Raw genomic sequence first — 16976 nt, 5'->3', positions numbered from 1 at the left:
ATGCCAGAAAGCGGCTCCGCCGGCACCGTGCAGTGGTCGGCCCTGTTCGAACGGGTCGACGATTACAACCTCAGCCTGCAGGGCCGCATCCGCAAGATGCTGGTGTCCGCCATCCTGAGCGGGCACCTGCCGCCGGGCGCCCCAGTGCCGTCCAGCCGGGAACTGGCCAGGGCCCTGGGAGTCGCGCGCAACACCACGGTCTTCGCTTATCAGCAACTGGTGGTCGAAGGCTATCTGGAATCCCGCGAGCGCAGCGGCCACTACGTGGCCAAGGGCATGGCCAACCAGCAGGCCGTCCCGGCGGATGCGCCGGCCGCCGCACCGCCGCCGCGCACCGGCGCGGACTGGTCCAGGCGCCTGGTGTTCCATCCGTTTTCCCAGCGCAACATCGTCAAGCCGGCCAACTGGCAAAGCCTGCCCTATCCCTTCAGCTACGCCCAGTTCGACGCCAAGCAGTTTCCCACGGCCGAATGGCGCGAATGCTGCCTGCGGGCATTGTCCGTGCTGGACATCCGCATGTGGGCGCCGGACCTGATCGCGAGCGACGATTCCGCCCTGGTGGAAGCGATCCGCAACCAGGTGCTGCCCCGGCGCGGCATCTGGGCCGAGGACAACGAGATCATGGTCACGCTGGGCGCCCAGCATGCACTCTATCTGGTGGCCACCCTGCTGATCCACAGCCACACCGTGGTCGGCATGGAAGACCCCGGCTATCCGGATGCGCGCAATATCTTCGCGCACCGCACCGAGCGCCTGATCCCCCTGCCCGTCGACGACGAGGGCCTGATCCCTTCGCCCGCGCTGAGGGAGTGCGACTATGTGTTCGTCACGCCCAGCCATCAGTGTCCGACCAACGCCACGCTGTCCATGGAGCGGCGGGTCGCGCTGCTGGAACTGGCCAGCCGCACGGACAGCATCCTGATCGAGGACGACTACGAGACCGAGAACCGCTACGACGGGCATCCCTCGCCGGCGCTCAAGAGCCTGGACAAGCACGGCCGCGTGCTCTACATCGGCAGCCTGTCGAAAAGCTTCGCGCCCGGGCTTCGCCTGGGCTACATCGTGGCGCCGCGCGAACTGATGGTCGAACTGCGCGCCCTGCGCCGCCTGATGATCCGCCATCCGCCCGCCTATCTGCAGCGGGCGTTCGCACTGTTCATTTCGCTGGGACACTATCATGCGCTGCTGCGCCGGCTGTCCCAGGTCTATGCCGAACGGGCCCAGGTGCTGCAGGAAGCGGTCCGGACCCATCTGCCGCAATTCAGCGGCAGACCGATCCACGGCGGCTCGTCCTGGTGGGTGGAGGGGCCGCCCTATCTCGACACCGACCGGCTCGCGCAAGCGGCGCTGCAGGCCGGTGTGGTGATCGAGCCCGGCCGGGTCTTCTATCAGGATCCCCGGTCGCAGGACCACCGGCACATCCGGCTGGGCTTCTCGTCCATCGATCGGGACAAGATCGCCGAAGGCATCGCCGCGCTGGCCGGGGTCGTGGCGCAGTCGTCCCGCTGAGAAGCAACCGAAGGCGGGCGCATCGCAGCGCCCGCCTTCGCCGCATTCACGCTCAGGCCGCGGCGTGCCCGAGGATCAGCCGATCCATCTCCGCTTTCGGCGTGTTGCAGTATTCGCGCGCCAACGTCAGATAGAACCCCAATCCGATCAGTACCCAGCAGCCCAGCGCGATCCAGGCAGGCGTTTCCAGAAACGCGGGCGAACCGGGCACGAGCAGCAGCCCCAGCAGGCCGATGCTGCAGAGCATGCCCGCCAGCGCGATCAGCTTCTTGCCCGGCGCGACTTCCTTGCAGAAGGCCGGCGCCCGCTGCGATGCGGTCCATTTGAACAGCCGGTAGGCGACGGCGCAGTAGTAGATGAAAGCGATCGAGATCCCTACGGCGGACATGTCCACGATCCAGAGCAGCACGGAACGGCCGAACCAGGGCGCCAGCAGGCAGATCGCGCAGACGAACACGATGCTGGCCCACGGCGTGCCGTGCTTGCCATGCAGGCGGCAGAACACGGCGGGCAGCGCCTTGGCGCGGCCCATGGCGAACATCAGCCGGCTGCACGAGATGTAGAAGCCGATCAGGCCGGTGAAAATGCCCATGCAGAGCGCGACCACCAGCGCGGCCAGGCCGGCCGTGCCCAGCACCTGCTGGACGGCCCAGCCCGTGCCCCAGATTTCGCGCAGATCCACCAGGTCCAGCCAGGGGATGGCCAGGCCGGTCGCGAGGATCATGATTGAGTAATGGGCGGCGGCCACCGCCAGCGCCGCCAGGATCAGGAAGGTCGCCTTCGCGGGCGAGAAGTTGAACTCCTCGGCCGCCTGGGGCACGGTATCGAAGCCGACGTAGGCCCAGGGAGAAATGGCGACGATGGCCGCGATCGCGGACCAGGACGGAATGCCCGGCTTGTAGAGCGGCAGCAGATTGCTGAAGGACGTTTCAGGCGCGAACGACATGGCGGCCGTCACCCCGGTCGCGGCGGCGATCAGCAGGACGCAGAAATAAAATTGCGTCTGGGCCGTGGCGTCCGCGCCCCGGATGTTGAGCCAGGCGAACAGTACCAGGATGGCGCTGGCGATCAGCACTTCGACGAAATACACATCCCAGCCGGCGATGCTGTAGAGCAGCCCCACCTTGACGACGTCCGGGACCAGGAACTTGATCATCAGGGCGAACGCGGAGGCGTTCAGCGCCACGATGGCCGCGTAGCCCAGGATCAGGAACCATCCGCACAAAAAGGCGTGCTTGCGGCCGAAAGCCAGGTAGGCGTAGGTGAAGGCGCCGCCGGTGATCGGATACGCTTTCACCAGAAAGCCGGTGCTCAGGCCGACCAGGCTGAGAATCAGCCCGCCGATCCAGAGCCCGATGACGACCCCCATGGGTCCTGCCATGTTCATCCATTCGACCGGCAGCACGAAGCTGCCCCAGCCGATGGCCGAGCCGAAGGCAATGGCCCAGACCCAATGGGGTTTGAAGGTTTTTCCAAGGGTGATTCGATCTGACATCTTAGTCTCCTGCAAATATCATTTTTTTGTTTTTATTGTTCCAATAACCGGAATTTAAAAACCAGTCTATCGGAATCGAGAAGAAACGCGTAGGGCCAAAGCCGATCCATCGTGGAGGCCAGATGGAAACTCAATCAAAAAGGGCCGCCCACGCGGGCGGCCCTGGTCCCATGCGGCGCTTGCGCGCCCCGGAGCGCCGGTCAGAATACCTCGTCCCTCAGGTAGTAGTACTTGTAGAACATCGCCTGCCCCAGCCGTCGGAAGGGCGCGAACAAGTGGCCGTTGAGCGGCGAGTTGTAGATCGGCAGATCCCACTGAGGGCCGGCCTTGCCGACGACGCGCTCGGCCAGGCGTCGGCCCGCCTGCGCGGAAAACGACACTCCGTTGCCGCCGTAGCCGATGGCGTAATAGATCTGCTGGCCGGGATCGGGCTGCGTGATGCGCGGCATCATGTCATGGCTGACGTCCACCCAGCCCCACCAGGAATACGCGATCGGCACGTCCTTCAGGGTCGGGAATTTACGCGCCAGGCCCTGCTTGAGCAGGTCCAGGTGCTTGGGGTTCTCCGCATCGGCGCCGTTGAGCGCGCTGCGGCTGCCGATCTGCATCGAGCCGTCCGGCAACAGGCGGTAGTAGAAGCGCAGGGTGCGCGTGTCCGTGATGAACGTCGTGCTCTTGAGGCCGGCCGCCTCTCGTTCCTGCTGCGTCAGCGGTCGCGTCACCATCGAGTTCGACAGGATCGGCATGATCTTGTTGTTGAGCAGCGGATGCAGGCCCTGCGGCGTGTAGCCGCCGGTGGCCACGGCCACGCGGCGCGCACGCACGATGCCGCCGGGCGTGCGCAGGTGGTGAACGCCCCCCACAGTCTCCCAGCCCAGAACCGGGCTGCCGGTATGAATCTTGACGCCCAGCTCGCGCAGGCGCCGCAGATAGCCGAAGGCCAGCTTCAGCGGATGGATGCCGACGCCCTCGGGCTCGTGCAGTGCCCCGGCCGCCTCGCGGTCCATGGCGTAGCGTTCCCACAACTCCTCGCGGCTGAGCATCCTGGTGTCGTAGCCGAACTGTTCGCGCATCACGCGGCACAGATTCTCCAGGAAGGCCATTTTCTTCGGGCGGTGCGCCGTATACAGGTGGCCGCCGGGCTGGGCGTCGCACGGGAAGCGCTCCACCAGGCTTTTCCAGTATTCGAAGCCGTCGTGGATTTCACGATCCAGGCGCTTGGCGGTTTCCAGGCCCCAGCGTTCGATCCATTGCGTGCGGTACAGGCGGCCCGAGGCGTTCTGCCCCTGGCCGCCGTTGCGGCTGGTGCAGCCCCAGGACTCCTGATTGGCTTCCAGGACGATGGGGATGACGCCGTGCTCCTCGGCCAGATTCAAGGCCGTCACCAGGCCGGTGAAGCCCGAGCCGATCACCACCACGTCCGCGTCCATGTCCTGAAGGACGGGGCCGTCGTCGGGCGGCGGATCCCCGGCCGTGCCCACCCAGTAGGTGGGCGCGTACTGCTGGTTGCGACCCGCGGGCGAGACCAGGGGGTCGTAGCGAGGATCGTAGGGGTTGGGCGCGTGCGGCGCGGCGGCGGGCGCAACGGCCTGCGCGCGGGCGCTCGGCGACGCCGAAGTCAAAGTAGCCATGATGTCTCCTGTGGACAGGGTGAAGTCCGGCGCGAGCGGTTCAGGCTTGTGCGGGCAAGGGGGGGCGCTGCTTGCGGAAGGCGTTCTTGACCAGGATCTTGCCGTCCTTGAAAGTCAGCAGGTCCACCATGTCGGCCTCGATGCGGGAACCGTCGGCGGCCGTGCCGGTGAAGGTCGACTCCATCACGCCCCGATCGCCCGACACCCAGCAGCGGGCATTGCGCCAGGCGGCGTCGGGAATGGTCAGCCAGGCCGATTCGAAGGCCTTGCGCACGGCGACCGGACCTTCGTGGCGCACCCCGCAGGCCAGCGGCCCCGCCACGCCCTCGAAAACGCACGCCTCGTGCATGCACGCCATCAGGGCATCGATGTCGTGGCGATTCCAGGCCTCACCGAAAGCCTCGAGCGTGGAAAGCAACGAATCCTGTGTCATGGAGTCTCCTTGTGAATGGATGTGATGCGGCGCCGGTCCGGGGGCCGGAAAAGCGCCGTGATGTTCACACATTAGGAGAACGCCCCAGACTGGTCTAGGGCCAGTGATTACGTTTCGCTGGCACCAGATGGCCCGGCTGGCCCCTAGTCTCCATCTAATCATTCGAAACGCATGGTTCCAGATTCAGAGATTTGAGTTGACAATCAAAAAAGGCTCTGTAGAATTCAAATCACACGATATCGAAATGATTCATCTCGATATTTGGAATAACCGGGCCAGCACAGCCCTCCGCATACCGCATCAGGAGACACACGATGGCAAACGATACCCGCCAAGTCGTTCAAGGCGTCCAGGAAATGACCCCGTCCGAAGCCTTTGTCGAGACCATGGTCGCCAACGGCGTGACCGAAATCTTCGGCATCATGGGTTCGGCGTTCATGGACGCCATGGACATCTTCGCCCCGGCCGGCATCAAGCTGATCCCGGTGGTCCACGAACAGGGCGCCGGCCACATGGCCGACGGCTTCGCCCGCGTCAGCGGCCGCACGGGCGTGGTGATCGGCCAGAACGGTCCCGGCATCAGCAACTGCGTCACCGCGATCGCCGCCGCCTACTGGGCCCATACCCCCGTGGTCATCGTGACCCCGGAAGCCGGCACCACCGGCATCGGCCTGGGCGGCTTCCAGGAAGCCAAGCAGTTGCCGATGTTCCAGGAATTCACCAAATACCAGGGCCACGTCACTCATCCGGCCCGCATGGCCGAATACACCGCCCGCTGCTTCGCCCGCGCCCAGGACGAAATGGGCCCGACCCAGCTCAACATCCCGCGCGACTACTTCTACGGCAAGATCAAATGCGAGATCCCCCTGCCCCAGCCGCTGGATCGCGGCCCGGGCGGCGCCCAGAGCCTGGACGAAGCCGCCAAGCTGCTGGCCGAAGCCAAGTTCCCCGTCATCATTTCCGGCGGCGGCGTGGTCATGAGTGACGCGGTCGAGGAATGCAAGGCGCTGGCCGAGCGCCTGGGCGCGCCGGTGGTCAACAGCTACCTGCACAACGACTCTTTCCCCGCCAGCCATCCGCTGTGGTGCGGCCCGCTGGGCTACCAGGGTTCGAAGGCGGCCATGAAGCTGCTGGCCGACGCCGACGTGGTGCTGGCCCTGGGCACCCGCCTCGGACCCTTCGGCACCTTGCCGCAACACGGTCTGGACTACTGGCCCAAGAACGCCAAGATCATCCAGGTCGATGCCGACAGCAAGATGCTGGGCCTGGTCAAGAAAATCACCGTGGGGATTTGCGGCGATGCCAAGGCCTCCGCGGCCGAGATCTCCCGCCGCATCGACGGCATGAAGCTGGCCTGCGACGCCAACAAGGCCGAGCGCGCCGCCCGCATCCAGGCGGAAAAGGACGCCTGGGAAAAGGAACTGGACGAATGGACCCACGAACGCGATCCGTTCAGCCTGGACATGATCGAGGAGCAGAGCAAGGAGGAAGGCAACTGGCTGCACCCGCGCCAGGTGCTGCGCGAACTGGAAAAGGCCATGCCGGAAGACGTGATGGTCTCCACCGACATCGGCAACATCAACTCGGTGTCCAACAGCTACCTGCGCTTCGAAAAACCCCGCAGTTTCTTCGCCGCCATGAGCTGGGGCAACTGCGGCTACGCCTTCCCCACCATCATCGGGGCCAAGGTTGCGGCGCCGCATCGTCCGGCCATCTCCTACGCCGGTGACGGCGCCTGGGGCATGAGCATGAGCGAAATCATGACCTGCGTGCGCCACGACATCCCCGTGACCGCCGTGGTCTTCCACAATCGCCAATGGGGCGCGGAAAAGAAGAACCAGGTGGACTTCTACAACCGCCGCTTCGTGGCGGGCGAACTGGAAAGCGAGAGCTTCGCCGGCATCGCCCAGGCCATGGGGGCCGAAGGCATCGTGGTCGACAGGCTGGAAGACGTGGGTCCCGCCCTGAAGAAGGCCATCGACGCGCAGATGAACGATCGCAAGACCACCGTGATCGAAATCATGTGCACCCGGGAACTGGGCGATCCTTTCCGCCGCGACGCGCTGTCCAAGCCGGTGCGCCTGCTGGAAAAGTATCGCGACTACACCTGATCCCCGCCCTTGAGGAGAAGCCCATGCGCGCACAGGACATGCTGCTGGATGCCGCCCGACGCGACCCGAAGCGGATCGTTCTGTGCGAGGGGGACGATCCCCGCGTGCGGGCGGCGGCCCGTCGGGCGGCCGCCGACGGCATCGCCCGGGTTTTCCTGGTGGGATCGACTGAGGACGTCCCGGGCGTCCAGTGCATCCGGCCCGCCGACTCCGGCTGGCTGGATGCCTTTGCCGAGGCGCTGCTGTCCCTGCGCCGGGCGCGCGGCATGACGCCCGAGCAGGCCCGGGAGGCCGTCCTCCAGCCACTGGTCTTCGCCGCCCTGATGGTGCGGCTCGGACATGCCGACGGCTCCGTCGCCGGCGCCGTCCACACCACGGCGGACGTCGTGCGCACCGCCATCCAGGTCATCGGCAAGCGGCCCGGCGTGCGGACCGTGTCCAGTTTCTTCGTGATGATGCGCGACGAGCCCTTTCCGACCGGAGGGCATGCCATGGTCTTTTCCGACTGCGGCCTGGTGATCGAGCCCGACAGCCGCGAACTGGCCGAGATCGCCCTGGCCTCGGCGCGCAGCGCGCGGACCCTGCTGGACCTTGAACCGCGTGTGGCCATGCTTTCGTTTTCCACCCACGGCAGCGCCGCCCATGCGCAGGTCGACAAGGTCCGCGAGGCCATGGAACTGGCTCGCCGACAGGCGCCGGACCTGCTCATCGACGGTGAAATGCAGCTCGATACCGCGATCATGCCGGACGTCGCCCAGCGCAAATGGCCGCAGTCTCCCGTGGCGGGCCGGGCCAACGTGCTGGTCTTTCCCAGCCTGGACGCCGGCAACATCGGCTACAAGCTCGTCGAGCGCCTGGGTCATGCCACCGCCCTGGGGCCGATCCTGCAGGGCCTGGACAAACCGGCCAACGACTTGTCCCGGGGCTGCTCGGCGGACGACATCCACCAGGTGATCGCCGTCACCGCCGTGCAGGCGGCCCGGAGCGACTGAGCGTCCCGATCAGCGCCTGCAGCGCCTGCATGGTCACGCCGCCCTCCAGATCCAGCCCGATCGAATGCGGGTAATAGCCGCTCAGATCCTGGTTCACGCCGATTGCCAGGATCTCGACGCCGCGCTCGCGCGTATAGTGGCGCACCACCTGGCGCAGGTGCGCATCGAGGAATCCGGGCGGATTGGCCAGGCTGGTGGCGCTGTCCATCGGACCGCCGTCGGACACGACCCACAGGATCCTGCGCCGCTCGTCGCGCCGGGCCAGCAGCCGTTCGCACGCCCACTGCACGGCCTCGCCGTCGATGCCCTCGCGGAACAGCTCCGGCTTCATGACGGCCGTCAGGCTCAAGCGGCCCTGTTGGCGCGGCATGGACTCGGACCAGAAGACCAGGTGCTGCAATTCGTTGAGCCGGCCCGGATGCGCGGGGCGGCCGCGCGCGGCCTGCCATTCGCGGGCCGGCCGGCCGCCGTTCCAGGCGCCGGTGGTGAAACCCAGCAATTCGAAAGGCACCTCGGCGCGGCTGAACACGCGCGCCAGCAGGTCCATCAGCAGCGCCAGGCGCGGGCCGTGGTGCCGCATCGATCCTGAGCAGTCCAGCAGCAGCGTGATCCGGGCCTGCGCGACGGGCTCGTCGCGCTCGCGGAAGAACACCCGGTGGTCGTCGGGCGAACTGATCAGTTGCGCCAGGCGGCGGCCGTCGATCAGGCCTTCGTCCTGGCTGAACAGGCGCCCCGAGGGCTGCGGCCTGAACAGCGCCCGCCGCAAGGCCTGCACCAGGCGGGACAGCGACCAGGGCAAGCGGGCGATTTCTTCGTCGAGGCGGCGGCGGTAGTCCTGCAGCAGGGCCGTCCGCACGAGCCCGGCGGCCTCGACGATTCGGTCGTGGCGCCGGGTCCAGACGGCATAGCCGGAACCGGCCGCCTCCTCGACGAACGCCCCTCCCATCCCCTGCCCGGCCGCTTCGCCCTCGTCGCCCGCCGGCGGCAGCAGGGTCACGGAAAAATCCAGGTGCCGCTTCGGCGGGCGTTTCTTTTCCTTGCCGATCAAGTCCTGGAACCAGCGGGCCAGCGCCGCCGCCAGCTCCGCCGCCACGGGCGCATAGGCCGCCTGGTCTTCGCGCAGCCGGCGCAGCCGCGCCAGCGGCGCGGCCAGCACCGGCCCCATCCGGTAGCGGGCGGACTCGATCAGGTCTTCCAGGCGTTCCGGGATCGGCTCGTCGAACAGCCGGCTTCTGGCCATCAGGGCAAGGCAGAACAGGTGCTGGCCGGTACGGGTCTCGATCAGACCGGACCCCTGGAACAGGAACAGCCATTGCTCGAAGCGTCGACGCAGATTGCCGCGCATGCCCGGCCAGCGCTCGGGCGCCAGGGCCTCCACGCGCCATTGCTCCAGCCATTCGAAGATCAGCGCGGCGACCGGATCCTGCGCGGGGCTCCGGTCCCGATGCAGGCGCGCGTCGGAGCGCAGCAGGCGCAGGGCCAGCGCGTCGGCCAGCGCCCGGTAGGCCGGCGGGTCGTCCAGCCCCGGCTGCGTCTGCAGATGCGGTGCGCCGTTGGGCAAGGGGGTATCGCCGTTCCAGGGCCGGCCAGCCTCGAAGTGCACCCGCGGCTGCCGGGACAGCGCCCGCACGGTCGCGGCCGTGCGCGCCTCCAGCGCGTGGCGGCGGGCCCAGTCGCGGGTCTCAGGCGCCGCCATGTCCGGGGAGCGGGCCGGCGGCGGCCGTCTCCAGCTCCGTGTCGAAACAGCGCTGAAAGTATTCCGCCACGACGGCCTGCTCCGAGGCGTCGCATTTATTCAGAAAGGCGTAGCGGAAGGCGCGGGCGGGCGATTGGAATATCCGCAGATTTTCCGCCCAGGAGATCAGGGTGCGCGGCGACATCAACGTGGACAGGTCGCCGCTCTGGAAGCCGGCGCGCGTCAGCGCGGCGACCTCGACCATGGCGGCGATCAGGCGGCGGCCTTCGGGGTGGTTCAGTTCCGGCACATGCACCGCGACGATCTCGATTTCGGCCTCGGGACTGAGATAGTTCAGGGCGGCGACGATGTTCCAGCGGTCCAGTTGCGCATGGTTGAGCCGCTGGACGCCGTAGTACAGGCCGCTGCTGTCGCCCAGTCCCACGCTGTTGGCGGTGGCGAACAGGCGAAAGCCGGAATGCGGCGCGATGACCCGGTTCTGGTCCAGCAGCGTGAAATGGCCGTCGCGCTCCAGGATGCGCTGCAGGACGAACATGACCTCCGGCCGTCCGGCGTCGTATTCGTCCAGCACCAGCGCCATGGGCCGCTGCAGCGCCCAGGGCAGGATGCCTTCCTTGAATTCCGTGACCTGGCTGCCGTCGCGCAGCACGATGGCGTCACGCCCGACCAGGTCCAGGCGGCTGATGTGGCCGTCCAGATTGACCCGGATGCAGGGCCAGTTCAGGCGCGCCGCGACCTGTTCGATATGCGTGGACTTGCCCGTGCCGTGCATGCCCTGGATCAGCACCCGGCGATTGCACGAAAACCCGGCCAGGATCGCCAGGGTCGTGTCCGGGTCGAAGCGATAATTCGGATCGACCTCGGGCACGTGCTCGCCGGGCTCGGCGAACGCCATGACCTCGAGGTCGCTGTCCAGGCCGAAGCCGTCGCGCACGGACAGGCGCTTCGTCTCCAGGTCCGTGTCCACCAGGCGTTTCATGAGGCGGCCCGTTGCCGGAGCGCGGCGCGCTCGGGGTAGCTGCCGGCTTCGATGTCCGCCAGCGCCTGGGCGGCGCGGCGCAGCGCGGGCAGGCAGGACTCGATGCGATGCGCCTGGAGCCGGATCGTCGGCGCCTGGATGGCGATCCCCAGATTGGACTTGCCCGACGGCATCGGCACCAGCATGGCGATGCAGGTCAGGCCGGGCAGGAATTCCTCGTCGTCCATCGCATAGCCGGCCTCGGAGGCCCGCCGCAGCTCGGCCTCCAGCGCCTGCGGATCGGTGATCGTCTTTTCCGTGTACTTCTCGAGCGTGCCCGGCACCAGCAGGCGCTTGCGCTGCGAGGCCGACATCTGCGTCAGGAAGAGCTTGCCGCTGGCGGAGCAATGCAGGGGCACCCGCGAACCCGGGTGCAGGTAGAAGCGCAGCGGCGCCGGCGTTTCGACACGATCCAGGTACAGGACCTCGCTGCTGGCGCAACTGGTGATGTTGCAGCTTTCACCCACCTCGGACACCAGGGTGCGCAACACGTTGCGGCGCGCGCCGTGCACGGTGTTGTTCAGCAGCAGGTTTTCCGCGATCCGCCGCAGGCGCACGCCGGTGCTGTAATGACGCCCGTCCCCGTCGCGCTGGATCATGCCGGCGCTGTCGAGCTGCTGCAGCATGCGGTGCAGCGTGGGCTTGGGCAGTCCCAGTTCCTCCACCAGGCTTTGCAAGGAGAAGTACTGGTCCTTTTCCGCGATCACTTCCAGGAGCGCGAACAGGCGGATGGCGGGGGTATCGCCATCCAGTTTGGTCGGCAGAGGGGCAAGTTCGACTGGACGCATGGGGCTCTAGGCCTTATATTTCAATAACAGGAACTTATTGTACCGATTTTAGGATTTTTAGCCAGACTGATGATGAATATCGGAATCGCGGGCGCGGGGGTGCTCGGGCGGCTGCTGGCCTGGAGGCTGATTCGCGCCGGCCATCGGGTGACCGTCTTTGATCCGGCGGACGGTCCGCTGGCCAGGGGCGCGGCCGGATGGACGGCGGCGGGCATGCTCTCGCCGTCCGCCGAGCTGGAATGCGCCGACCTCCAGGTCTTCCGGGACGGCCTGGATTCGATCGGGATGTGGGCGGAAATCGTCGCAGCGCTGCCCGGCACCCCCGATTTCGCCCGTCGCGGCAGCCTGCTGCTCGCGCATCGCGGCGACGGCGGGGCCGCGCGCCGCCTGGTGGACCTGATCGAGCGCAAGGCGCCCGAAGCCCACCGGCCCCGGCCGCTGGCCGCTGCGGCCTTGGGCGAGCTGGAGCCGGACATCCACGGCCCCGCCCTGGCCTGGTTCCTGCCCCACGAGGGCGCCCTCGATGCGCCGCAATTCATGCGGGCCCTGTACGAGGGCGCGCAGGCGGCCGACTGGCGCTGGAGCCAGCCGGTGGAGCAGACGGGTGAAGGCTTCCTGACGGCGGCCGACGGCCGGCGCCACGTCTTCGACCACGTGTTCGATGCCCGCGGCCTGGGCCAACGCCCCGCTCAGGGCCCTGCCGCCGGCTGCGCGGACGTGCGCGGGGTGCGCGGCGAAATCTTCCTGGTGCGCGCCCCGGACGTCCGGCTGGCGCGGCCCGTGCGCCTGCTGCACCCGCGCCACAATGTCTACGTCGTGCCGCGCCGCGATCATCACTTCATCATCGGCGCGAGTGAAATCGAAAGCGAGGATCGCTCTCCCGTGTCGCTGCGCACCACCGTCGAACTGCTGGCCGCCGCGCACAGCGTGCTGCCCGGCCTGGCCGAGGCGCGCATCGTGCACACGGAAACCAATCTGCGCCCGGCCCTGCGCGACAACCTGCCCCTGATCGAACAGGCGGCGGGCCTGACCCGCATCAACGGCCTGTTCCGCCATGGCTGGATGATCGCGCCGGCCATGACCGCGCGCGCCATCCGCCAGGCCGGCATCCCCTTCCCCGCTTCCGGAGCCTCCGCCGCATGAAGACCATCCCGATCTATTTCAATGGCGAATCCCGCGCCATCCCCGACGGCTCGACCCTGCAGCAGGCGCTGGCGCTGCTGACGCCCGGCGGCGCGCCGGATCATGCCCCGGTCGCCACCGCCCTGAACGGCAGCCATGTCGCCCGTCCGCGACGGGAACTCGTCCGGCTGGCGCCGGGCGACCACGTCACCACCTTCACACCCATCGTCGGAGGCTGAGCGCCATGAGCTGGCAAATCGCCGACGTCGAACTCGACAGCCGCTTCTTCCTCGGCACGGCCGCCTACCCTTCCCCGCAGGTCATGCTGGACGCCGTGCGCGCCTCCGGCGCCCAGGTCGTCACGGTCGGACTCAAGCGCCAGGCGGCGGCCGGGGCCGGTGGCGGGCAGCCCTTTTTCTCGATGCTCCAGGAACTGGGGTGCCACCTGCTGCCGAATACGGCGGGCTGCAGTACGGCGGCCGAAGCGGTTGCGCTGGCTCATATGGCGCGCGAGCTTTTCGGCACATCCTGGATCAAGCTGGAGGTGATCGGCGACGAACACACGCTGCAACCGGACGTGTTCGAACTGGTCTCGGCGGCCGCGACCCTGGCGCACGACGGTTTCCAGGTCTTCCCCTACTGCACGGACGACCTGATCGTCTGCCGGCGCCTGCTGGACGCGGGCTGCGTGGCGCTGATGCCCTGGGCGGCGCCCATCGGCTCCGGCCAGGGGCTGATCAATCCGTCGGCGCTGCGCACGCTGCGCGAGTGCCTGCCGGACACGCCCCTGATCGTCGACGCCGGCATCGGTTCGCCCATGGATGCCACGCAGGCCATGGAGCTCGGGTTCGACGCCGTGCTGCTGAACTCCGCGGTTTCCCGCGCCCTGGACCCGGTGCGCATGGCCGCAGCCTTCAAGTGGGCCATCCAGGCCGGACGGCTGGCCAGGGAAGCCGGCATCATGGCGGAGCAGGACATGGCAGTGGCCACGACGCCGGTCTCGGGCCGGCCGTTCGTGCTGGGCTGAGCCCGGCGGCGATGGAGACAGGATCCCGGCCGGACGGCCGGGATCCGTGATGCGGCGAAAAGCCTACTGCCGCTGTTCGTTGGCGGTCTTGACCATGCTGTCATACAGGGTCAGGATGCGCGACCGGTACGGGAAGACCATTTGCGCGAAACCGCTCTGGGAGTCGAGGACTTTCTTGAAGAAGGGATTGTCGGCGGCGTATTTCGCCGTGACTTTCTTTTCTTCCTCGATGAAGCGCGTGTAGTAGTCGGGCGGCGTGTCCAGCACCTTCACGCCCTCCTTGTCCATGAACTCGTGCAGCGCCACCGAATTGTCGTAGATGTTGGCGTCCAGCGTGTCGGCGATGTTCGCCTTGGCGGCGATCCGGATGATTTCCTGCAGATCGGCGGGCAGCGACTTCCAGAAATCCCCGTTGATGAAGATCTGTCCGATGTCGGTCTGCTGATGCAGCCCCTGCAGATAATAGTATTTCCAGATCTTCTGCAGGCCCAGGTTGCGGTCGTCCGCGGGGCCGATCCATTCGGCTGCGTCGATCACGCCTCTTTGCGCCGAAGGCACAATGTCGCCGCCGGGCACGCCTACCGCCGCGATGCCCATGGCCTGGTAGGTTTCTCCGGGAATGCCCGGGGGTGAACGGTATTTGAAGCTCTTGAATTCCTCGACGTCCTTGATCGGCTTCTTGAACCATCCCAAGGGGTCAGGGCCCATGGGCTGCATCAGGAACGCCTTGACGTTGTAGTGCATCACGTCTTCCAGAAGCTCCTTGTAGAGCTGCTCGCCGCCTCCCTTGTAATACCAGGCGACCATGCTGCTCTGATCCAGCCCCGTGCTGGCCGGCGCGTTCGAAAACAGCACGAATGCGGAATTCTTGCCGGAGAAATAATTGGGCCAGACATAGCCGGCCTTGACCACGTCGTTGCTGACCGCGTCCAGGATCTCGAAGGGCCCCACGACGGCGCCGGCCGCCAGCACTTCGACTTTCAGCCGCCCGCCGGACATCAGATCGACCTGCTTGGAAAACTGCTCCAGCAGCTTGAAATACAAGCTGGCGTTGGGGACCGCCGTCTGAATGGAAAATTTATAAACTTTTTGATCGGCCGCCTGCGTCAGGGCGGGCGTGCACGTCAGCAGGCCTGCCGAAAGGCACAGGATGCCGGCGAGTCTGGCTTTGAGAAAACGGATCATATGGGTCTCCTTGAGTCAAACAGATTTGACAACCTAGGTCATGCCATGGCGCGCCCTCCCTCCGAATGGTCTGGTCAATCCGCCAGCCCCGTGACCTGCGGCAGCCAATGGACCAGGATCGGAAACTTGATCAGGATCAGGACGACCAGCGCCTGCAATCCGACGAACTGGATCATGCCCAGATAGATGTCCTTCATGCTCCATTGCGGCACGACCCCTTTGAGGAAATACGAGGACAGCGCCAGAGGCGGCGTCAGCCAGGAGGTCTGCAGGGTCACGGCGATCAGGATGCTGAACCACAGGATGTCGAAGTCCAGGCTGTGGGCGACCGGCAGCAGAATGGGGACGACCACCAGGACGATGGGGATCCATTCCAGCGGGCCGCCCAGCAGAAAGATCAGGAACAGCATCAGCAGCAGCATGATCATCGGCGAGACCGGCAGGGAGGTCAGGATCTCGGTGATCAACTGGCCGCTGCCCAGGCGGGCGAAGACCGCGCCGAAGAAATTGGCCGCGCCGATCAGGAACATGATGAAGGCGCTGACCTCCATCGTGCGGATGACGGCGATGCCCAGCGCCTTCCAGCTCAGGCGCCGGTACAGGACGGTCAGCGCCAGAGAGGCGAAGGCGCCGGTGGCCGCTGCGTCGGTCGGAGTGGTCACGCCGCCGACGATGAGCCCCAGCGTGGACAGGATGACGACCGTGATGGGGATCACGCCGATGCACAGCTCCCGCAGCTTATCAAGCAAGGTGAGCGGCGGACCGGTGTAGGGAATCGGCGGGCCCAGCTTGGGGTTGATCTGGCAGCGGATGACGGTGTAGATCAGATAGACGCCCGAAAGCATCAACCCCGGAATCACTGCGGCGGCGAACAGCGTGGAGACGGGAATTCCGACCAGCGGTCCCATGACGATCAGCATCACGCTCGGAGGAATCAGGATCCCGAGCGTCCCGCCCGCGGCGATCACACCGGCCGACAGGCGGGTGTCGTAGCCGCTGCGGATCAGCATGGGGGCGGCCATGACGCCCAGGACGGTCACCGATGCGCCGACGATGCCGGTGGCCGCCGCGAACAGCGTGGCCGTCGCCAGGACGATGACGTAGAGCGAACCCTTGTATTTCCCCAGCATGATCTGCAGGGCGCGGAACATGCGGTCCATCAGGCCGGACTGGTCCAGGATGTAGCCCATGAACAGGAACAAGGGGATGGCGGCCAGTTCGACGCTGGTCATCAGCGAGAAGAACTGGTAGGTCAGCAGGTTGAAGACCTGCTGGCCGATGGCCATGAAACCGAACAGCAGGGCCACGAAGATGAACACGAAGGCCATCGGGAAGCCGGTGAGCACGCCCACCACGGCGACCAGCAGGGACACGAGGCCGAGAACGGGATCGCTCATGATTGGGATTCCTTGTTCTGAAAGGGCTTGTTGTGCCGGATCACCCAGCAGGCCTTGATCAATTCGGCCACGCCCTGCAACAGCAGCAGGAAGATCGTGAGGGGGATCACCGCCTTGAGCGGGTAGATCGGCGGCATCCACGGACTTTGCGGATAGAGTTCGTGCTGCATCCAGGACTGGCGGGCGAATCGCAGGCTGACCATGAAGAACAGGGCCATGGCCGGGAAATACAGCACGACGTACATTGCGGCGTCCATCAAGGCCTGCCAGCGAGGTTTCAGCAGAGCCAGCAGGAAGTCCGCCCGGACGTGGCTGCCTTTCTGCAACGCGTAGGCCGCGCCCAGCATGAACACCGCGCTGGAGAGCATGTAGGTCATGTCGTAGGCCCAGATGGTGGGCTTGTTGAAAATGTAGCGGGACGTGACTTCGTAGACCAGCGCGCCCGTCAGCGGCAGAATCAGCCAGGCCGCCAGCTTGCCGATCAGCAGCGATGGATATTCCAGCGCCGCCAGCAGCCTGCGCAGGCCGGGAGAAGGTTCTCGATCATTGTCCATGGGGGCCTCGGCTCCTTG

General features: G+C 66.5%; 15 protein-coding genes. 6 read left to right on the top strand and 9 right to left on the bottom strand.

Translation table 11 applies throughout. From position 1 onward, the window contains the following. Positions 1-1509 carry a MocR-like pyridoxine biosynthesis transcription factor PdxR gene (gene pdxR / locus ACFO0J_RS10820; RefSeq protein WP_376813093.1) on the top strand — a complete coding sequence of 503 codons (1509 nt, stop codon included), beginning with the start codon at positions 1-3 and terminating at the stop codon, positions 1507-1509. 52 nt (positions 1510-1561) lie between these two features. Here the strand turns inward: pdxR and ACFO0J_RS10815 are convergent, their stop codons facing one another. The 3 genes from ACFO0J_RS10815 to ACFO0J_RS10805 form a co-directional block, all read right to left on the bottom strand. Beyond that, on the bottom strand, positions 1562-3004 hold the full coding sequence (locus ACFO0J_RS10815; protein ID WP_376813092.1) for an APC family permease: 1443 nt from the start codon (positions 3002-3004) through the stop codon (positions 1562-1564). A gap of 200 nt (positions 3005-3204) precedes the next feature. After that, a complete protein-coding gene (locus ACFO0J_RS10810; protein WP_376813091.1) occupies positions 3205-4635 on the bottom strand; it encodes an NAD(P)/FAD-dependent oxidoreductase in 1431 nt (476 codons plus the stop codon). 40 nt (positions 4636-4675) lie between these two features. Further along, positions 4676-5068, bottom strand: coding sequence for a nuclear transport factor 2 family protein (locus ACFO0J_RS10805; protein ID WP_376813090.1), 393 nt, complete (start codon positions 5066-5068; stop codon positions 4676-4678). A gap of 314 nt (positions 5069-5382) precedes the next feature. On the opposite strand from ACFO0J_RS10805, the gene xsc reads away from it, so the two are divergent. Together xsc and pta are read left to right on the top strand one after the other, a co-directional pair. Continuing rightward, on the top strand, positions 5383-7179 hold the full coding sequence (gene xsc, locus ACFO0J_RS10800) for a sulfoacetaldehyde acetyltransferase (protein WP_376813089.1): 1797 nt from the start codon (positions 5383-5385) through the stop codon (positions 7177-7179). Positions 7180-7202: 23 nt separating this feature from the next. Next, positions 7203-8171 (top strand): phosphate acetyltransferase, encoded by a 969-nt coding sequence (gene pta / locus ACFO0J_RS10795; RefSeq protein ID WP_376813088.1) that lies wholly within the window; start codon positions 7203-7205, stop codon positions 8169-8171. Here pta and ACFO0J_RS10790 read toward each other — a convergent pair. The 3 genes from ACFO0J_RS10790 to ACFO0J_RS10780 are packed head-to-tail and all read right to left on the bottom strand — an operon-like array spanning position 8140 to position 11673. Further along, complete coding sequence (locus tag ACFO0J_RS10790; RefSeq protein ID WP_376813087.1) at positions 8140-9867, bottom strand: cobaltochelatase CobT-related protein; 1728 nt, start codon at positions 9865-9867, stop codon at positions 8140-8142. The genes pta and ACFO0J_RS10790 overlap by 32 nt on opposite strands. After that, entirely contained in the window at positions 9854-10846 is a 993-nt protein-coding gene (locus tag ACFO0J_RS10785) for an AAA family ATPase (protein WP_376813086.1), read from the bottom strand. Before ACFO0J_RS10785 ends, ACFO0J_RS10790 begins: the two co-directional genes overlap by 14 nt. Then, positions 10843-11673 (bottom strand): IclR family transcriptional regulator, encoded by an 831-nt coding sequence (locus tag ACFO0J_RS10780; RefSeq protein ID WP_376813085.1) that lies wholly within the window; start codon positions 11671-11673, stop codon positions 10843-10845. The genes ACFO0J_RS10785 and ACFO0J_RS10780 overlap by 4 nt, the downstream gene beginning before the upstream one ends. Before the next feature lie 69 nt (positions 11674-11742). Between ACFO0J_RS10780 and ACFO0J_RS10775 the strand changes: the two genes are divergently transcribed. Genes ACFO0J_RS10775 through ACFO0J_RS10765 form a run of 3 tightly spaced genes read left to right on the top strand, consistent with a single transcriptional unit; the run spans position 11743 to position 13822 of the window. Next, entirely contained in the window at positions 11743-12816 is a 1074-nt protein-coding gene (locus tag ACFO0J_RS10775) for an FAD-dependent oxidoreductase (RefSeq protein ID WP_376813084.1), read from the top strand. Beyond that, positions 12813-13034 (top strand): sulfur carrier protein ThiS, encoded by a 222-nt coding sequence (gene thiS, locus ACFO0J_RS10770; RefSeq protein ID WP_376813083.1) that lies wholly within the window; start codon positions 12813-12815, stop codon positions 13032-13034. The genes ACFO0J_RS10775 and thiS overlap by 4 nt, the downstream gene beginning before the upstream one ends. Positions 13035-13039: 5 nt before the next feature. Next, positions 13040-13822 carry a thiazole synthase gene (locus ACFO0J_RS10765; protein WP_376813082.1) on the top strand — a complete coding sequence of 261 codons (783 nt, stop codon included), beginning with the start codon at positions 13040-13042 and terminating at the stop codon, positions 13820-13822. 63 nt (positions 13823-13885) lie between these two features. Here the strand turns inward: ACFO0J_RS10765 and ACFO0J_RS10760 are convergent, their stop codons facing one another. The 3 genes from ACFO0J_RS10760 to ACFO0J_RS10750 form a co-directional block, all read right to left on the bottom strand. After that, a complete protein-coding gene (locus tag ACFO0J_RS10760; protein WP_376813081.1) occupies positions 13886-15007 on the bottom strand; it encodes a TRAP transporter substrate-binding protein in 1122 nt (373 codons plus the stop codon). 74 nt (positions 15008-15081) lie between these two features. Beyond that, on the bottom strand, positions 15082-16404 hold the full coding sequence (locus ACFO0J_RS10755; protein ID WP_376813080.1) for a TRAP transporter large permease: 1323 nt from the start codon (positions 16402-16404) through the stop codon (positions 15082-15084). Continuing rightward, on the bottom strand, positions 16401-16958 hold the full coding sequence (locus ACFO0J_RS10750) for a TRAP transporter small permease subunit (protein WP_376813079.1): 558 nt from the start codon (positions 16956-16958) through the stop codon (positions 16401-16403). The genes ACFO0J_RS10755 and ACFO0J_RS10750 overlap by 4 nt, the downstream gene beginning before the upstream one ends. Positions 16959-16976: the final 18 nt, after the last annotated feature.

The sequence above is a fragment of the Castellaniella hirudinis genome, from assembly GCF_042651965.1.
Taxonomy (GTDB): Bacteria; Pseudomonadota; Gammaproteobacteria; order Burkholderiales; family Burkholderiaceae_B; genus Castellaniella; species Castellaniella hirudinis.
The sequence above is the reverse complement of the archived record's forward strand: the minus strand, read 5'-3'. Positions and strand labels throughout refer to the sequence as shown.